Below are 18,053 nucleotides of genomic sequence, written 5' to 3'. Positions count from 1 at the left end.
GTATCTCTTTCCAAAAGCCACTAAATATGTGCTATACTAGGCATCGGAAAAACAATAATCGATAAAAAGGGAGATTTATTATGAAAAACAACAAGAAAACCATAATTGGAGTAGTTTGTCTGGTAGCTTTATTAGCAGTATTTTCTGTTTGCTGGTTTGCATTTGGACCTAAGGCTACAAAGGGTGCTAAACACATTACAGTTGAGGTACTTAACAGCGCCGGAGAAGCAACAGAATACCAGCTTGATACAGATGCAGAATTCCTTCGTCAGGCCATGGATGAGCTCAATGCTCAGGGCTTTAGCTACGACGGAACTGATTCAGAGTACGGCATCATGGTTTCCACAATTAACGGTGAAGTAGCCGATTACAACACAGATGGTGCTTATTGGTCTCTTTTTGTAAATGACGAGTACGGCCAGTATGGCGCTGATTCACAGCCTGTAACAGACGGCGACAAGTATACATGGGCTTATGAGTACGCTAAGTAATTGATCCAAGATATTACAAATAGAATTTATGAACAATTCAAGTAAATTTACAGTTAAAGATATAGCCTTAATTGGCCTCATGGTGGCCATCATAGAAGTCTGCAAGGCTGCACTTTCTTTTTTGCCTAACATAGAGCTTACAAGCTTCTGGCTTATAATGTTCACTCTGTTTTTTGGCTGGAAGGTCATCCTTGTAGTCCCTGTATTTATCCTGATCGAAGGTGCCCTCTACGGCATGCAGCTGTGGTGGATCATGTATTTGTACATATGGCCCCTGCTAGTCCTGATTGCATGGCTCTTTAGGAAAAATGAGTCCGCTATTATGTGGGCCGTCATCTCAGGGATCTTCGGCCTTTGCTTTGGTGCACTATGCTCAATTCCTTATTTCGTCATTGGTTGGAGCAGCGGAGACTTTGTGAGTGGCCTTCGCTCCGGCTTCACCTGGTGGATTGCAGGAATTCCCTGGGATATGATACACTGCGCAGGAAACTTTGTCCTGATGCTGGTTCTGTATCACCCAATCAGAACTGCTATGAAGAAAATCCAAGTAGCAGCTATGCAATAAGCCTGCAATTACGGCTCATGAATCATTGACCGACACTCGTAGTAAGATAAAGTCTCAATTCTAGTGTCTGTCAGAAGCTGCTTCTTACTGTCACGACACTAGGATTGAGGCTGTTCCCCCATTCTAGTGTCTATTCTTGGCCAAATCCCTTACATTTTTGTCTACTAGACACTAGACAGCTATTTAATTCTATTTTCTAGTGTCCAACCAGCTAACAACTGACACTCGGGCAATAAACAATTGCTATCTCTAGTGTTTTTCTCCAATCCAACAATTCCAAAAAGCACTCGTAATCACCCAAAAAACGATTCTATAGTGTCAAATAGCAACACCAATGCCGCATATAAAACTAATCCAAAGCTCATGATGAAGATCCATTTTTTCCTCTCTATCCTGGTATGTATCTTCCTGCTTTTTGGAAAGAAATTCCCCAAGATTAAAGAGCCTGATTTCCTTGGCATGGTCACAATACTGGGTCACTCTTTCCATATAGTCAGTCTTTCTCCAGGAATCAGAGAGCTTATCCCAAACCTCTTTTTTATCCTTCTCAACTATTTTCCTATAATACAGAAACTGGATAACGCATAGGACTATCATTGCCAAAATGAGCCTGATGTCCAGAACCATAACTGCCACAAATGTGACAACTACGGTAAAAAGACTGGTAAGAAGCTGCTGCATATAACGCATCATTCCCTCGACGCCATTCATGTTGCCTCCTGTCGCCTGAGCAGCACGCCTTGCCACATCAAGAACGTCAGATCTTTCTATTAGTTCATACTTAAGTGAAAGAACTCTTGCTATCCTCTCGGTGATCATATGCATACGAACATATATAAATCTGTACCAGACAAGACATTCAGACAAAACGCTTCCTATATTCAAAAGGCATGCGATTACTCCTGCCACCAGGACAATCTTGATAAGTTCTTCCAAGGCCTCTTTTTCCGGAAGTCCCATCTGAATAATATCAATTACATATTTGCCAAAAATACCCCAGAAATAGGAAAGAACAGATGAGCACACCATCCCCAGAAGTACAAGAGCCACTACATCTGGCTTGTACTTAAGCATCTTCCCCATGATATATCTTGTGTTACTCCATATCCCAAATTCCTTGTGTAAGGGATTATCTTTGCTTTCTTTGTATTCGTCCTCAATCCACATGGCTATTTCCTCCTTTTGAGCAAAGGCCACATTTCACATAGTAAATGCGCCAAACAACGATGTCTACACAATTCTAACCTACGCAAAAGCTCATAGCTACTTACATATTGCTATCAAAACCCCTGATGGTCTAAAATACTTAGTGAACAAGTTTTTGTATTGCAATCTTGATTCAATATAAATGTAAATAAAGAAATCCTACGAGGTGTAAGACAATGCGAGATAAATTAAAGCTCATCCAAACAGCCATGGATAAAGCCGTAGCAAATAAGGAAGTTGCCGGTGTTAATCTCCTGGTAATTCAGGACGGCAAGGAAACCTTCTATGCTCAGAGCGGCCATTCCAATATAGAAAAAGATATCCCGATGAACAGGGACACAATCGTTCATTTGTATTCCCAGTCTAAGCCTGTGACGGCGGCTGCTGCCATGCTTCTTATGCAGGATGGAATCTTTGATCTGAATGAGCCTGTATCAAATTTCTTTGACAGCTTTAAGGATCAGACCTGTGTTATTGATGGGGAAATCAAGCCACTTCCAGCAGACAAGAGCGTTCGCATAATTGATCTTCTGAATATGACTTCCGGCCTTACTTATGGCGGAATGAATAACGCTGCAGAGCGTACTACAAGCTTGCTTCTCGCAGAAGCAATCAGAAGATTGGAGAAGCCTTATGAAGAGCAGATGAGCACTCTGGAATTTGCTGAAGAAATCGGCAAACTTCCGCTGGCTTTCATCCCGGGAACCCAGTTCCAATACGGCACAAGTGCAGATGTTCTTGGTGCAGTAATTGAAAAGGTAACCGGTCAGAAGCTCGGAGAGTTCATGAAAGAGCGTCTCTTTGATCCCCTTGAGATGAAGGATACAGGCTTCTATGTTCCTGATGATAAAAAGAATCGCCTTTCTCTTGCCTATGAAGTTGTAAACGGTGAGTTTAAAGAGTTGTTTGGAGATCACCTTGTCATCAGAAAAGATGGTAACAAGAATGCCTTTGAATCAGGCGGTGCGGGACTTTTCTCAACTCTTGATGATTATTCTCATTTTGGTCAGATGCTTCTTAATGGCGGAACATATAAGGGAAAAGAGATCCTGACTCCGGCAACAGTAAAGTTCATGACTAAGAGCTCTCTTATGGACGGCCCTCAGCATGCTTTTGATTTCTGGAATGGTCTTGAAGGTCACACTTACAGTAACCTCCTAAGGATCATGGTTGATCCAGAAAAGGCACTTATCATCGGTCACAAGGGTGAATACGGATGGGATGGATGGCTTGGACCATACTTTATGAATGATCCCGAGTCAAACACAACCCTGCTTATGATGACCCAGATGAGAGACTACGGAACCGGCCACCTTACAAGAAGACTTCGCAACATTGTGATGTCTTAAAGAAATATATCTGCATACAAGCACTAGATAGTTATAATCTGATACATTTCCACAGAAAAAGAGCTTACACCGGCAATTATCTCCGATGTAAGCTCTTATTTTATTTGTTTCTTCCTGTTCCTTTATCTTCGTTTTGCTGCTGCCCTTTTCTCAGCTATCTCAGCCAAACGCTTATTTATTTGATTCCTGATAAAGACTTGATCTGACTCTTTTACCAGGAAATACATATATGAGTCTAGCACAAGACTCTGAGGGAGTCCACGGCCCACAAGCTTAAAGTTTCTAAAGCCCATGTCAATGTAGTCCTTCATTTGCTCTTTACTGATAAAAGCAGGCTTGTTCTTGCAGTCTTCAAAGGATTTCTTTTCCTGTCTGTTAGGGCAGTTAAAGGGCCTTGCAATCTCAAACTCCAATTGTTTTTCCGCTTCGTCGCGGTAATGCTCAAGACGCTTAGGGCACTGTGGAAAACAGATTTCATCCACAAGGATTTCTACTCGGTCAGCCACAGGCTTAAGACTTTCCAGAACTTCCTGATCGTGGTTCATGTCATAATCAAGAACAACCATGAAATAATCCTTCTCAAGTTCCTGATGGAGCTTGTCGGGGTCAGTAATTCTCTTGGTTGTAGATGAAATGAACTTGAAGTTCGGATACTCTTTTCGAAGATATTCCTCGAGAACAGGAGTATTAACAAGCACCTGATTCTCGCCGTTATCTGCAAGTCGCATAACGAGGTTGCAGTAGGTGTCGTTTAAATGCTTTTCTTCTATAAGTGGATTGGTCCAGGTGAAACGCACAGGAACGTGCCTTGAGTTGAACATCTTGATGGTGCGTTCAATCTCATTCTTGGGGCAGAAACCCAGAACTGTTCTACCTCCGTTCCAAATAGCTCCCGGAAATGTACCGTAAACACTGCCCACACGGTAATTATCATAAAAGCTGTTTGGAAATTCTCTCATAAGGTCAATCAGCGTACTATTAAGATCTCTGAATACGCTAAATCCCGGTAAATGCCAATAAATATAGTCCTTCATATATCCCCCAAAACTCTTTTTTGTAATCCCCATTACAAGTATATTTAATTATACTCAGAAGAGTCTTGCTTTACTAGCTTTTCTTTGCTTTTTTACGCTTGCAGTTTTAGCGAAAAAATGATGTATAATCTAATGTAAGAGTGATTATCAAAAAAGCGTATAGTGGGGGGTATTTATGAATAAAATAATGAAGAGTAACAAGGCTCTGTTCTGGTCACTTATCTGGCTTCTTGGTCTTGCGGGCCAGCTTTGTTGGAACATGGAAAACCAGTGGTTTAACACCTTTGTTTATGCCAAGATAGCCAAGGATCCAACAATTATCTCATGGATGCTGGCCATTTCTGCCACAGCCACCACTATCTCAACATTTCTTTTCGGATGTGTCTCTGACCGAATCGGTAATCGAAGAAGTTTGATCTCAATTGGCTATACTCTGTGGGGAGTATTTACCATAGCTTTTGGCTGCACAAGCTTTCTTAAGAGAGACAGTAGCGAAACCACAGCTCTTATAGGCGTTGCCTTTGCTGTCGTAGCAGCAGATGCCATCATGAGTTTCTTTGGTTCCATGGGTAATGACATCGGTTTTAATGCCTGGATCAATGACCATATGAATCCTGAAAACTCAGGCTCTGTGGGCGCTGCCCTGGCTGTTCAGCCTGTAATCGGAACTATAGTAGGTACCGTACTTGGTGGTCTCCTTGTGGGAGCCGACGACAACTACATGCGTTTATTTATAGTTATTGGCGGAAGCGTCATCGCACTTGGTATTTTTTCTCTCTTTGCCCTTAATGACTCAGCTTCACTAAAACCCTCCAAGAGAGGTTCATTTTGGGGCCAGTTCTTTTCCATATTCAATGTAAAAGAGTATTTGCAGCACAGAGAGCTTGTATTTGTTAATCTCATGCTGGCTGTTTACTTTATATCGTTTAACGTGTATTTCTCACATCTTGGCAACTTTATGATCTACTATCTGGGATTTACAGCAGATATCATGGGTCTTATCGAGGGTGTTGGCCTTATGATTGCCATGTTTGCCACAATTCCTGCCATAAAGCTGATCAAAGCCGATAAGTCTACGCTTATTGTCCTTATTGCCATCGTCCTTAACACTATCGGCCTCCTTGTGATAGGTCTTTTCGTATCCCCGGAGAATGTAAATCCCGGCAGTATCTGGAATCCGCACCTTTTAATCGGAGTTCTTTTTGTGGGCCTTGGCTATATTCTGTTCCTGCAGACGGTTACAGTATGGTCCAAGCTTCTGTATCCGGAGGAGGCCAGAGGTCAATTCGAGGGAATCCGTATCGTTTTCTATGTGCTGATTCCTATGGTTGTGGCTCCACTTATCTCCAATCCAATCATCAAGAAGAGTGGTGAATTCGTAGACGAGTACGGGTTTACAGAGTATCTGCCTACAAATACGCTGTTCCTGGCAGGAGTATTCCTTGTTCTGATGACTCTTATTCCACTAATTCTGGCTGATAGGGAGCACCAGAAAACCTCTTCTTAATAATATAGTGAATATCATAATTGCAAGATTATATTTCGTTCAAAATTCATCCCGTTAATTCAATAAAGTCTGTTGAATTTATCTGAAATATGATATTGTTATAGGGATGTTTTTTCTATAATACAATCTATATTTTTGTAAGATGCTACAGAATCAGTAGTTATGGCAAAAGAAATGATTCTTATGTAATCTGTAGCAGATAGGAGCATAAAATGAGCGAACAGAAAATCGGAACAAAATGCGTGCAGGCTGGATATACTCCGGGAAATGGCGAGCCTCGTCAGATTCCTATTATCCAGTCCACAACTTTCAAATATGACACCAGTGAAGATATGGGTAAGCTTTTCGACCTTGAAGCTTCCGGATACTTCTACACAAGACTTCAGAACCCAACTAATGACTATGTAGCTGCCAAGATTGCTGCTCTCGAGGGCGGATGCGCAGCTATGCTTACATCTTCAGGACAGGCCGCTAACTTTTTTGCCCTGTTCAATATCTGTGAATGCGGAAGCCACATTGTAGCTTCATCATCAATCTACGGCGGAACCTTCAACCTCATCGCTGTAACAATGGCTAAAATGGGCATCGAGGTAACCTTCGTTTCACCTGATGCTACAGAGGATGAGCTTAACGCAGCATTTAAAGAGAATACAAGAGCTATGTTTGGTGAAACAATCGCAAACCCTGCTCTTACAGTTCTTGATATCGAGAAATTTGCCAAGGTTGCTCACAGCCACGGCGTTCCACTTATCGTAGATAACACTTTCCCTACACCAGTCAACTGCAGACCTATTGAGTGGGGAGCTGATATTGTAACTCATTCAACAACCAAGTACATGGACGGTCACGGCGCCGGTGTTGGTGGTGCTATCGTTGATTCTGGGAACTTCGACTGGATGGCTCACGCAGACAAGTTCCCAGGTCTTTGCCAGCCTGATGATTCTTATCACGGAATCACTTACGCTGAGAAGTTTGGAAAAGAGGGAGCGTTTATCACAAAGTGTACCGCTCAGCTCATGCGTGACTTTGGCTGTATCCAGTCACCTCAGAATGCTTTCATTCTGAACCTTGGTCTTGAATCACTTCATGTTCGTATGCCTAAGCATGTTGAAAACGGCCTTGCAGTTGCCAAGTTCCTTCAGGAGCAGCCAGGAGTTGTTAAGGTTAATTACCCTGGTCTTGAGGGAGATAAGTACCACGGACTTGCACAGAAATATCTTCCTAACGGCGGATGCGGAGTTGTATCCTTCGAACTTGCCGGAGGACGTGCTGCTGCAGAGAGCTTCATGAAGAAGCTCAAGGTATTTGCAATTGAAACTCACGTTGCTGATGCACGCTCCTGCTGCCTCAACCCAGCAACATCAACTCACCGTCAGATGACAGACGAACAGCTATCTGCAGCTGGAATCCCAGCCGGACTTATCAGAATCAGCTGCGGTCTTGAGGACAAAGAAGACCTTATCGCAGATCTTAAAAATGCACTTGCATAAAATAATACCTGCCACTGCGTCAAGCAGTGACAGGTATTTCTTTTGCAAGATTCATTTCCACAAGTTTCTCAGAGATTGCCCTTGCAAGTTTCCTATGTCCCTTCTCATCCATATGCTCGTCATCAACACTACTTGGAGCCGCCACATCTGATGCTGCAAGAAAGGCATTTTCTCTTTTCCCCGCAATCTTTTTATACTCCTCTTTAAGCTGCCTTGAAGTAAGAACTGAAGTCTCATTAAACTCAGGATCTTTTTCCGGAAGCCATACCTCTTTTCCCAAGGTAATAGGAGAAACCACAAGAATCTTGGAGGGTTCTATATATTTCTCAAGCTCGTCCAAGCATCTCTCCAGGCCTTTTCCAATAATATGGGAATTGGCGCCAAACAGAGCTTTGCAGTCATTGGTTCCAAGCATTATAACTGCGCCGTCCAAAGGGTAATTGCTCTCAAGAGTGAGTCTAAGTGTATCCGCGCCTTTCCTAAATGGCCTAAGAGCATCCTCAAATACTGTTGTCCTTCCGCAAAGGCCATCTTCAATTATTCTATCCCCGGGAAAACGCTGCTGAACAAGGCTTGGCCACCTGACTCCCCAAGGATATCTATTTGTTGTTCCGGGGATAAGTCCCCAAGTATTTGAATCACCGAATACTAAAATGTTCGACATATCTTTTCCCTCATAATATCTGAATCCGTTAACGATCCTTCCAACAATTCTATTATGAGTTACTAGCTATGCATCGTAAATTAACCAAATCTGATAGTCACATATAATATCAGGCTATCACAAGTACCCTTTTCTTTCAGGGCCAAAATCATACTTAAGGCTATACGTATCTTTTCTGTCTGCTATCTCATCGAAGTCATATTTGCTCATAGGTTTATTCCTCAGATGTCATAAGAGTTTTGAACAATTCTTTTGTCCTTATCAGTTCATCAACAGTAGTGTACTCAGAAGTTGTATGGATATCATGCATAGGATTATAGATGCAAAGGGCATCAATTCCATTTCGGACGAGGACATTCGCGTCGCTTCCACCATAAGATTTCTTAGGAATTGGAATAATACCCTGCTTCTTAAGAGCTTTTTCATATCTGCTGACAGAGTTGTATTCTTGATTTTCCATAGAGTATGCAATGAGTCTTACACCATAATCACATTCTGTTCTTGCACCAATTCCCGCGGCTTCACGCTTGAACACCGTTTCAATCTCATTCCATTTCCTGAAAGCATCTTCATGAACAGAGCTTCTTATTTCGCCCTTTACGATTACAGATTCAGAAACCACATTGCTATCTGTCCCGCCTTTTATACTTCCGATATTCACAGTAGTATGATCATCAGTCCATCCCTGTTTAATACCTGCTATAGCTGCTGCCGCCGCTGCTATGGCATTTATACCGTTTTCAGGCTCAAACCCTGCGTGTGCTGCTCTACCTTCTATTCTTATCTCGAAGTATATGAGTGTCGGCTCCTGGGAAGAATAAACGCCATACTCTCCACTACAATCAGGGACAAAGGCCGTCTTCGATCTAATCTTTGTAAAATCAAAGGAAGAAGCGCCAACTGTGTAGGCTTCTTCTGCCACTGTGAACAAAAACTCTATCGGAGGATGCGATAGCCCTTCTTCCTGAACCTCCCTGAAGGCTTCCAAGATTGCAGTTATGGCGGCCCTGTCATCGGCGCCAAGAACCGTAGAGCCGTCACTGGTAATGCGCCCATTCTTATGCACGATTACCTTTTTCCCATTTCCCGGTGATACAGTATCCATGTGGGCGCAAAACAAAATTGGTTTCCTATTTTTTATCTCCCCCTCGCCTTTGTAAATCCCGTAAAGATTTCCGGCATTTCCACCAATCTTTTCTCCCACATTGTCTTCTGTCAGAACTACACCTGATTTTCCAAACTCGATTTTTAGATAGTCCGCAACAGCTCTTTCCTTATAAGATTCACCATCTATAGAAGCAATGGAAGTAAAACGCTCTACGATTTTTCTTTTTGCACCATCCATAACTAACCTCATATTACATATTCAGGCTGATTTAAAATGCTCATCTTGGAAAAGAAATCCTTTGTTCTCTGATTTTTCGGATGTTCAAAAACTTCCTTGGGCGTGCCATCCTCGACTATATGGCCTTTATCCAGAAAAATCACTCTATTTGAGACGCTCTTTACAAAGTTCATTTCATGAGATACTAGAAGCATAGTAAAGCCTTTAGCCGCAATCTCCTTAATTACTTCCAGCACTTCTCCTACAAGCTCGGGATCAAGGGCCGATGTTGGTTCATCCAATAGAAGAAGTCTAGGCTTCATCGCCAGTGCTCTTGCTATGGCTACTCTTTGCTGCTGACCTCCTGACATATGCTTCGGATAATGATTGGCAAAAGAAAGCATTCCGACCTTTTCAAGCTCTTCAAGAGCTAATTTTCTAGCCTCTTCTTTCTTCATCTTTTTTACAACAATTAGTCCTTCCATGACGTTTTCCAACGCAGTCTTCTTTTCGAATAGATTGAACTTCTGGAAAACCATCCCAGTGTTTTGTCTTATCTTGATAATTTCTTTTTTATTCTTTTTGGAGAGATCAACTCTGATTCCATCCAAACTGATTATGCCTTTGTCCGGAATTTCGAGCTGATCTATGCACCTAAGAAGGGTTGATTTTCCTGTACCTGAAGGGCCTATAATGCCAATTACTTCCCCCTCCTGTATTTTTAGTTCTATGTCCTCTAATACAATATTGTCATGATACCTCTTGGATAATCCTTCTATCTCTATCATTTTCGACCTCTTTACCGACTTTATATTTTGATATCTGCTTAGCCTTAACTTTTTCAGTGCCTGGCTCTAATGGTATATAATTGGCAACTTGTTCGGGAATAGCCAGCTTTTTTTCCACAAAAGACAAGCCTTTTTCTATGACAACTGTTATAACCCAATAAATAATTGCAAGACTCACATACACTTCAAAGTATCTGTATGTTCTTCCTCCAATGATCTTGCCTTGCGCAGTCATCTCAACAACTGCGCAGGTAAAAGCAAGTGATGTTCCCTTTATTACAGATATAAGTGAATTTCCAAGAGAAGGAAGTGCTACAGTTATTGCCTCCGGAACAATAATCCTAAAAAGAGTCTGGAAGTAATTCATTCCCAATGCACTTGCTGCCTCAATCTGTCCTTCTCCCACGGAAAGAATCGCCGCTCTGATAAACTCAGCATTGTATGCCGACTGATTGATTCCAAGGGCCACAACCGCATATATAAAGCCATCTATCTTGGCCACATGAAAATCAGTACCATAACTTTGATTTAACCATTTAAAAAACATGGGTATGCCAAAGTATGCAATATACAGCTGAACCAATATCGGTGTTCCTCGTATAGCGGATATAAAAAATGTAGCCACTGACTTAAGAATCTTCACCTGCCTGATCTTTACAATTGCCAGAACAAGTCCAAGTGCCAGCCCCAAGAGCATTGATAAAAGTGCCAGTTCAAGGGTTATGGGTAAGAACCTTATTAAATCCGGCAATTGAGTAAAAACCAGTTTGAAATCGAATAAATTTGACATACCCTTCTCCTTTTAGTTAAGTACTTTTTCAAAATCTGCAGCGTCAGGAGACTGATCAATTCCAAAATACTTCTCTGACAATGTCTTTAAAGTACCGTCTTCCTTGAGCTCTTTTAGTACTCTGTTTACATCTTCTCTAAGGGCAGCTCCAGCCTCATCCTTTGGGAAAAGGAAATATGCATTTAAGGAAGATGAAACATTTTGAGCCTCTTCATCCGACAAAGAATTTCCCTGAAGTTGCAAGTCATACTGCTCTTTATAAGCATTGAAAATTGGATGATCATCAATTCTAAAGTCAGAGGTTCCATCTAATATATGCTCAAAAAGAACTAAAATATCGCTCTCTGTGTAAACCAGCTCAATCTGAGCATCAGGATTTGATTCGTTCCATGCCTCCAGAGCATTGGTCACATTGTTACCGGCTCCCACTTCAATTTTGTAGCCTCTTTCAGATGCATCCCTGAAAGATGTTAAAGGCTCGTCATCAGCTCTCTGAATGAAATCATATACAACCTTGTCATAAGGATATGAGTAGTAGTATGTCTCTGCTCTTTCCTCTCTATACCCCCAGTTATTTACTGAAATCTGATACTGTCCGCTGGTCAGGCCGGTAAGTGCATCATCGGTTTTTACCAGCTCTACATCGTACTGTGGAAGTTTCTCAAATACTGCTCTGAATACTGCAATATCATAACCATCCAGTTCATCATTCTCATCCACTGTGATATATGGAACTGGACCACCTCGTGTAGCAGCAACCACATGGATCACTTCTTTTGTGTTATCTACTGCTTCCGCCGCAGAGGCTGATGAAGGATTTGCACTTCCGCATCCAATAAGTGAAGCTGCTCCCACAACTATTGATGTAAACAATGCCAAATTTCTTTTGATCACTTCTAAATTTCTCATAATTCTTTCTCCTCCTTTTTTATGAAACATGTTTTTCTACAAGTACGCAGGAAAATCCTAATTTGTTTTTCTGCGGTATATAGTTTCTTGTTATTTCTTCCAGATTTCTTCCGCTTTCTTCATAAATCCTTGGATCTACACCCTGAACTAATTCATAACCAAGTTTTTCATAGAACCCCTGTGCTCTATCCTGACTGTTAATAACAATCTTTGTGACATTACTCTCAAGAATCCACTCCTCTGCTGCTTCTATGAGTTTTTTTCCAACGCCTTTCTTTTGGTAATTCCTTACCACACAGACTCTGCCGATTTTTCCTATATCATTTCTTGGAAAAGAAATCCTGCATCCCGCTACGGGCTTACCATCATCAATGATTACCACTGCCTTGTAATCATCTGTAATCAGCTCTTCATGTCCATACTCAAAATTAATTGGAATTCCCTGTCCGAAGCAGAATGCATCTGTCCTGGCGTATTCATAGGCCCTGTGGAGCCATACCGGTGAATCCTTTGTTATTCTGTGAATCTCAGTATCCATTTTTACTTCTCTACCTCGTTATGTAGCTTTCCTTTAAGAGGATTGACTGTTACATCAAACTCAGGTCTGTAATTTGTTGGTTCTCTGTCATCCCAGGATGGTGAGTTCCAAATCGTCTCTGATATTTCTGACTGGTAATCCTGCGGTGTTTCTCCTTTAGGATGCTTTAGGAAAAGATTATCCGGATCACTGGAAAGCTTTGCTCTCTCATGGTCAGTCCTCCAAATTTCCTCAAATGGGATAAGAGGTACGATTCTCTCCTCGTAGCCTTTGAAAAAGCTCTTTCCCCCTCCTATTCCTCTGCCTTCCTTAAAGAAGGTATATTTTTTGAACTGAGGAATTGAATAAAGTTCACGCAGGTATCCCCATATATTCTTGTATTCAGTGATTCTCTTTTTCATAGGTCCAATTGATCTAAAGTATCCTGTCTCCCACCTTACAAGTGAAACATAGGCTCTTATATCCGAATCTGTGATGTAATCACCAAAGATGAATCTATTGGTCTCGAGTCTCTTATCCAGCTTTTCAAGCGAATCAAAGAAATCTTCATAGGCTTCATTGTAAGCCTCCCATGATACTCCAAATGCCATGCGGTAGTGGCCATTGTTGATATGAGGGAACAACCAATCATTGAACTCATCAATCTCTTTTCTGTACTTCTTGGGATAAAGATCCGGTGCGTCCACCGGCTGATATTCTCTGAACTGTACCTCTATATAATTTGATAATCTGTGGTAGTCATTGTTAACAGCCTTCTTCTCTTTAATATCCACCAGCGTCGGTGTTGTAGCTCTTCCCTTGTAAAATGGATTTGCATTCTTATAAAATTCTGAAAGAAAATGAACTCCTGTTATAGGATCTTTATAATCCTTCTGATCTGCAAAGCCATGTCCATATTTATTTGATTTACCCGAATGGCTTGTAGTCTGATCTTTGATGACATTTTCAAGTCCAAGTAAGTCTCTTACTATAACAGGTCTGTTGGACCAGTTGCATCCATGTGCCCAGTAAATTGCATATCTGCCATCTTCTGCTTTATGTTCTCCTTCTTTTTCTCCAAAAGGAACTATGAAAGAATTTGGCTGTCTTACGAAAACTCCTCTCTCATTAGTCTCATCGTTCTGCTCATTTGGTCTTGGAGCAAGTCCTCCTGCCTCCTTTGCAAATAACTCTGCAAGCTGGTCTGTATATTCTGTTTCATTTTCTATCTGTGGTCCAAAATTAACTGCGCAACTATTACTCATTTTCATTCTCCTTTTCGTTTTCACCTAAAAAAGGGTAAAAAAATACAGCTCACCTTTTCGTGAACTGTTCCCCAAATTTTCCTAGTTCATAAAAAGATTACCACTCATCCCATATTCGTTTCTTTTGGCATGGTACAAAGACAACACATCATCATATTCTCCTTATTTGTCATATTCATTTTCATCATCGTCTTTGCTCCTTTCGTTTTGTATTGTGTTTTGTATTGTGTTCTGTTGTATTTATGCTAATGCCTTATCGCGTTAATGTAAAACATTCAAGAGTTATAGTGAGCGATAGGAAATGATTATCGCTTTCAAAAAAAACTCCCAGTCCTGTGACTAGGAGTTTACTAAATCTTTTATAACCTCGGAAGCAATAATTAGTCCTGCTACCGATGGCACAAATGCTGTACTTCCGGGAGTACTACGACGAGGATGAGCTACTTCTGAATCTGAATCTGAATTTGCTTCTGCACTGCTATCAGGCTGGATGGGCTTAAGTGCCTCTTCTTCCGAATACACCACCTTAAGTTCCTTGATTCCGCGCTTTTTAAGCTCTCTTCTCATTACCCTTGCAAGGGGATCTACGCTTGTCTTGTAGATATCTGTAATCCTGAATTTGGTAGGATCAAGTTTATTTCCGGCTCCCATGGAACTGATGACAGGGACACCTTTTTCTTTTGCCCGCATAATGATCTCAATCTTGGCGGTTACGGTATCTACTGCGTCGATAACATAGTCGTAGTCTTCAAAGGGGAACTGATCTGCATTCTCAGGTAAAAAGAAACACTGGTGAACGTTGACTTTGACGTCAGGATTTATGTCCTGCATACGCTCTTTCATAACTTCAACCTTGTATCTTCCTACTGTGCTGTGAAGGGCGATTATCTGTCTGTTAAGGTTTGAAAGGGCCACCTTATCATCATCGCAAATATCGAACTCTCCAATCCCTGAACGCACCAGGGCTTCGCAGACGTATCCGCCCACTCCACCTACGCCAAAGATGGCAACTCTTTTACCGGCTAATTTATTAACCGCTTCCTCTCCCAGAAGAAGCTCTGTTCTCGAAAACTGTTCACTCATATTTATATCTCTTTATTTGGAATTCTTTGGTTACTTGTTCTATTTTGCTCAGTTTTAATTGATTTTGGCACAGTCATATGCTGACAACGGCTGTCCAAGATACTCCATAATAGCAAGCTCATCCACTGCGTCATACACTGCGTTGTGGACTTCGCAGTAACCTACGTTTCCTGTAAGCATTCTGGTGATTGGCTCTACTCCGTAACTTGTCTTAAGGCGTCCGGTCTTACAGCAGGGCATTGTATCTTTTATGGCCTTGTTAAACTGCTTGTAGGCTGCAAGTCTCATTATGTCATACCACTCAAAGCTATCCAATTCTCTAAGGTGAGACAAGTCGAACTTACCATTGTAGGCAAATATCTTGCTAATTCCATTTCCTCTTAGGAATGTGCTTATTTCATCTATTGCCTTTTTCCTTGATAAACACTGGGGTTTTGAGTTATTAACTGTCGCACTTCCAAGGTGTTTTTCCTGATAATTCAGGACATTTGAGTACATTCCGCCTACTCGGTAGGCTGGATCAAGTATGTAGTATCTTGTATTCTTACACTTAAAGGTGACTGAGTCGGCAATTGCAACTCCGATAGACATCACTTCATCACGCCAGTTGGTTTCGGTATCAATTACGGCGATTAAATTCCCATTTTTTGCTATCGGCGGTACAGCTTTTTTTGAATTACCCGTCCCGCCCTTAAGCATCTCAAGGAAATCAATTGATGCATTTGAACTCATATTTCTTCTCTTTTTCTTTTATTACTACAAATATATCCTGGCAAGTCTACCATATATTTTACATTGCGACTTGCGCAGTTTTGCTCAGATATTTTATCACATCTACAGGGTTTTCTCCTACTGCAGTTTCTCCGGTGACCATAACGGAGCTTGCGCCATCAAGAACCGCGTTGTAGATGTCACTCACCTCAGCTCTTGTGGGAACTTTGCTGTGTTCCATGGATGCCAGCATCTGTGTGACCACCATAAATGGCATAGCACTGTATTTGCAGGTCTTGGCTATCATTTTCTGGACCTTGGGAAGTTCCCAAAGTGGCATGGCATTGCCAAGGTCGCCTCTTGCAATGACGATTTCATCTGCATAAGGGAAAAAGGTCTCAAGATTTTCTACTCCGTCCATGTTTTCAATCTTGGCGTATATCCTGATTTGCTGGCCATCATTGTTATCAAGTTCCTTGCGTAGTTCCTCCAGCTCTTTTACCCGTCTTACAAAGGGCTGCATCACTCCTGTTACTCCGTATTTCGCTGCAAGGGCAATATTCTCCCTGTCTGTATCGGTGATAGCCGGCATTTCTATGGTCTGACCAACAATAGCAATGCTCTTTCTGCCCTGCAAAAGACCTTCCCTGGTCACCTTAAGTCTTGCGCTGGGAACAGCCAGCACATCCACAAGGAAGTCGCTCATAGGCGCATTCTCGACATCAATAGAAATTACCTGGGCAGCTATTTTACCATCATCCAAAAGGATTTCCTGGCCAACCCGGAGGTTCTCCAGAATAATCGAATCGACCGGGACAGCTACAGAAGGCCTATTTTCAGTCTCAGATTCGGTATTTGCTTCATTATTTTTGGCGCAGAGCCCTATAATATCATCCTGATGAAGCTCAATGGGCTTCTCCAGATTTCCAATCCTAAGCTCCGGCCCCTGCATATCAATAAGAATCTTGGGCTCAACAGCGGCTCTTTTTGCTGCAGTCTTAATTTGTGTGATAGATTCGGCGCAGTCTGCCAGCTTAACGTGGGACAAATTGATTCTGATTCCCGTCATGCCCTCTTTAAACATCTCATATAATATATCTTCGTTGTCACAACTTGGACCTAAAGTACCAAAAACATCAATCATAATTATTCCTCATAAATTGAAACGAACATGCTTCTAATCTTAGGTTACTCTTATTCTATTATATTCCAAAATGAACATGTAATGAAACATGATGATTTTTGGAAAGCCGCATAAATCAAGACAATTTTGTTGGTCAATTGCTAGAAGCCACTGTATTTCTGCATTGAATTTGGGGACTTGCATTTTTGAAATTTCGTGATATTATTTTGTCTTTGGAAAAATGTCAATTTGTTTTTAAGAGGTTAAAGCGTTATATGAAATTCGTAATAATAAACATATTAGTCTTTATACTTATATATCTTACACTCTGTGCAATAATTGCAAAGTCACTTGGACTTGTAAAGTGTATTGATCCTAAAAAAGCATATATGAAAGAAAACCGCAGACATTTTCTTGATGGCTACAAGAAATGGAAAAGTGAAGAGTACATAATTAAATCATTTGATGGTTATGAACTTCATACAACTTATATTCCTGCAGCTGTTCCTTCCAAAAGATTTGTAATCCTGGTTCATTCATCAACTTACTGTAGAATCGGAGGCATCAAATACTTTAACATCTTCAGAAAAATGGGATATAACGGTATTCTTTTTGATCTTCGTGGTCACGGTGATAATGCAAAGACTCCATCAACATGGGGCATCAAGGAAAGCAAGGATCTTCTTTCTGTAATAGATGATACTGTTAAGCGTTTCGGAGATGATATCAAGATTGGCGTTCACGGTGAGTGTCTTGGCGGCGTTACAGCGCTTACTGCTCTTAAGTATCACCCTAATATTTCTTTTGTTGTTGCTGACAGCTGCTACAATTCACTTTATTCACTTATTTGCAAGCTTGTTCAGCAGCTTGGACATGTATCACTTATAGTTTTTGATCCGGCTATAGTCTTCTTCAAGCTTATGTTCGGATATTCTTATAAAAATATATATACAAGAGACAGCCTTAAAGGCAATACAGTTCCTATCTGCTTCATTCAGGGTGACAGCGACTGTGTTGTACCTGTAGACGATACAGTAGAACTTGAAAGCGCAACTAAAGGCTACACTGAAATGCACATATTTGAAGGCGCTGATCATACTCGTAACATCCTTGCTGATGCAGATCGTTATGAGGAAATAATCAGAAACTTTTTATTCAAAGTTAACTGTATGGAACTTACAGCTTAATTAAACAAAATTCCCGGGAATGCATAGTTTCCCGGGAAATTTTTGTCTAA

Annotated in this window: 18 protein-coding genes; 6 read left to right on the top strand and 12 right to left on the bottom strand. The window is 41.2% G+C overall.

What is annotated here, in order from left to right; all coding sequences use genetic code 11:
• Nucleotides 1-80 precede the first annotated feature (80 nt).
• Both G613_RS0108825 and G613_RS0108820 read left to right on the top strand, forming a co-directional pair.
• Nucleotides 81-491: a DUF4430 domain-containing protein gene (locus G613_RS0108825; protein ID WP_029232316.1), complete on the top strand. Its 411-nt coding sequence runs from the start codon at nucleotides 81-83 to the stop codon at nucleotides 489-491.
• Between the two features lie 28 nt (nucleotides 492-519).
• Nucleotides 520-1,056 carry a hypothetical protein gene (locus G613_RS0108820; protein WP_029232315.1) on the top strand — a complete coding sequence of 179 codons (537 nt, stop codon included), beginning with the start codon at nucleotides 520-522 and terminating at the stop codon, nucleotides 1,054-1,056.
• 318 nt (nucleotides 1,057-1,374) lie between these two features.
• Here the strand turns inward: G613_RS0108820 and G613_RS0108815 are convergent, their stop codons facing one another.
• Nucleotides 1,375-2,223, bottom strand: a complete 849-nt coding sequence (locus G613_RS0108815; RefSeq protein ID WP_029232314.1) for an ABC transporter ATP-binding protein — start codon at nucleotides 2,221-2,223, stop codon at nucleotides 1,375-1,377.
• Between the two features lie 215 nt (nucleotides 2,224-2,438).
• Here G613_RS0108815 and G613_RS0108810 point away from each other — a divergent pair, with 215 nt between their 5' ends.
• On the top strand, nucleotides 2,439-3,611 hold the full coding sequence (locus tag G613_RS0108810; RefSeq protein ID WP_029232313.1) for a serine hydrolase domain-containing protein: 1,173 nt from the start codon (nucleotides 2,439-2,441) through the stop codon (nucleotides 3,609-3,611).
• 122 nt (nucleotides 3,612-3,733) lie between these two features.
• Here the strand turns inward: G613_RS0108810 and G613_RS0108805 are convergent, their stop codons facing one another.
• The gene (locus tag G613_RS0108805) at nucleotides 3,734-4,645 is read right to left on the bottom strand and encodes a hypothetical protein (RefSeq protein WP_029232312.1); all 912 of its coding nucleotides are present in this window, start codon (nucleotides 4,643-4,645) and stop codon (nucleotides 3,734-3,736) included.
• Between the two features lie 175 nt (nucleotides 4,646-4,820).
• On the opposite strand from G613_RS0108805, the gene G613_RS0108800 reads away from it, so the two are divergent.
• Both G613_RS0108800 and G613_RS0108795 read left to right on the top strand, forming a co-directional pair.
• Nucleotides 4,821-6,152: an MFS transporter gene (locus tag G613_RS0108800; protein WP_029674728.1), complete on the top strand. Its 1,332-nt coding sequence runs from the start codon at nucleotides 4,821-4,823 to the stop codon at nucleotides 6,150-6,152.
• Nucleotides 6,153-6,364: 212 nt separating this feature from the next.
• Nucleotides 6,365-7,642, top strand: a complete 1,278-nt coding sequence (locus tag G613_RS0108795) for an O-acetylhomoserine aminocarboxypropyltransferase/cysteine synthase family protein (protein WP_029232310.1) — start codon at nucleotides 6,365-6,367, stop codon at nucleotides 7,640-7,642.
• Between the two features lie 19 nt (nucleotides 7,643-7,661).
• Here G613_RS0108795 and G613_RS0108790 read toward each other — a convergent pair whose 3' ends face one another.
• From G613_RS0108790 to G613_RS0108735, 10 genes are all read right to left on the bottom strand, one after another.
• On the bottom strand, nucleotides 7,662-8,306 hold the full coding sequence (locus G613_RS0108790) for a GDSL-type esterase/lipase family protein (RefSeq protein WP_029232309.1): 645 nt from the start codon (nucleotides 8,304-8,306) through the stop codon (nucleotides 7,662-7,664).
• Between the two features lie 214 nt (nucleotides 8,307-8,520).
• Complete coding sequence (locus tag G613_RS0108780; protein ID WP_029232308.1) at nucleotides 8,521-9,651, bottom strand: M20/M25/M40 family metallo-hydrolase; 1,131 nt, start codon at nucleotides 9,649-9,651, stop codon at nucleotides 8,521-8,523.
• Between the two features lie 8 nt (nucleotides 9,652-9,659).
• On the bottom strand, nucleotides 9,660-10,418 hold the full coding sequence (locus tag G613_RS0108775; RefSeq protein WP_029232307.1) for an amino acid ABC transporter ATP-binding protein: 759 nt from the start codon (nucleotides 10,416-10,418) through the stop codon (nucleotides 9,660-9,662).
• Nucleotides 10,381-11,208, bottom strand: a complete 828-nt coding sequence (locus G613_RS0108770) for an amino acid ABC transporter permease (RefSeq protein WP_029232306.1) — start codon at nucleotides 11,206-11,208, stop codon at nucleotides 10,381-10,383. The genes G613_RS0108775 and G613_RS0108770 overlap by 38 nt, the downstream gene beginning before the upstream one ends.
• A 12-nt stretch (nucleotides 11,209-11,220) precedes the next feature.
• Nucleotides 11,221-12,117 carry a transporter substrate-binding domain-containing protein gene (locus G613_RS0108765; RefSeq protein ID WP_029232305.1) on the bottom strand — a complete coding sequence of 299 codons (897 nt, stop codon included), beginning with the start codon at nucleotides 12,115-12,117 and terminating at the stop codon, nucleotides 11,221-11,223.
• 19 nt (nucleotides 12,118-12,136) lie between these two features.
• On the bottom strand, nucleotides 12,137-12,655 hold the full coding sequence (locus G613_RS0108760) for a GNAT family N-acetyltransferase (protein WP_029232304.1): 519 nt from the start codon (nucleotides 12,653-12,655) through the stop codon (nucleotides 12,137-12,139).
• 2 nt (nucleotides 12,656-12,657) lie between these two features.
• Nucleotides 12,658-13,899 carry a glutathione S-transferase C-terminal domain-containing protein gene (locus G613_RS0108755; RefSeq protein ID WP_029232303.1) on the bottom strand — a complete coding sequence of 414 codons (1,242 nt, stop codon included), beginning with the start codon at nucleotides 13,897-13,899 and terminating at the stop codon, nucleotides 12,658-12,660.
• 339 nt (nucleotides 13,900-14,238) lie between these two features.
• Nucleotides 14,239-14,982: a tRNA threonylcarbamoyladenosine dehydratase gene (locus G613_RS0108745; protein ID WP_029232302.1), complete on the bottom strand. Its 744-nt coding sequence runs from the start codon at nucleotides 14,980-14,982 to the stop codon at nucleotides 14,239-14,241.
• A 54-nt stretch (nucleotides 14,983-15,036) separates the two neighbouring features.
• Nucleotides 15,037-15,714 (bottom strand): hypothetical protein, encoded by a 678-nt coding sequence (locus G613_RS0108740; RefSeq protein ID WP_029232301.1) that lies wholly within the window; start codon nucleotides 15,712-15,714, stop codon nucleotides 15,037-15,039.
• 58 nt (nucleotides 15,715-15,772) lie between these two features.
• Nucleotides 15,773-16,837 (bottom strand): pyruvate kinase, encoded by a 1,065-nt coding sequence (locus G613_RS0108735; RefSeq protein WP_029674722.1) that lies wholly within the window; start codon nucleotides 16,835-16,837, stop codon nucleotides 15,773-15,775.
• A gap of 254 nt (nucleotides 16,838-17,091) precedes the next feature.
• On the opposite strand from G613_RS0108735, the gene G613_RS0108730 reads away from it, so the two are divergent.
• On the top strand, nucleotides 17,092-18,003 hold the full coding sequence (locus G613_RS0108730) for an alpha/beta hydrolase (RefSeq protein ID WP_029232299.1): 912 nt from the start codon (nucleotides 17,092-17,094) through the stop codon (nucleotides 18,001-18,003).
• Nucleotides 18,004-18,053 lie beyond the last annotated feature (50 nt).

The sequence above is a fragment of the Butyrivibrio sp. VCB2006 genome, from assembly GCF_000420945.1.
Taxonomy (GTDB): Bacteria; Bacillota; Clostridia; order Lachnospirales; family Lachnospiraceae; genus Butyrivibrio.
The sequence above is the reverse complement of the archived record's forward strand: the minus strand, read 5'-3'. Positions and strand labels throughout refer to the sequence as shown.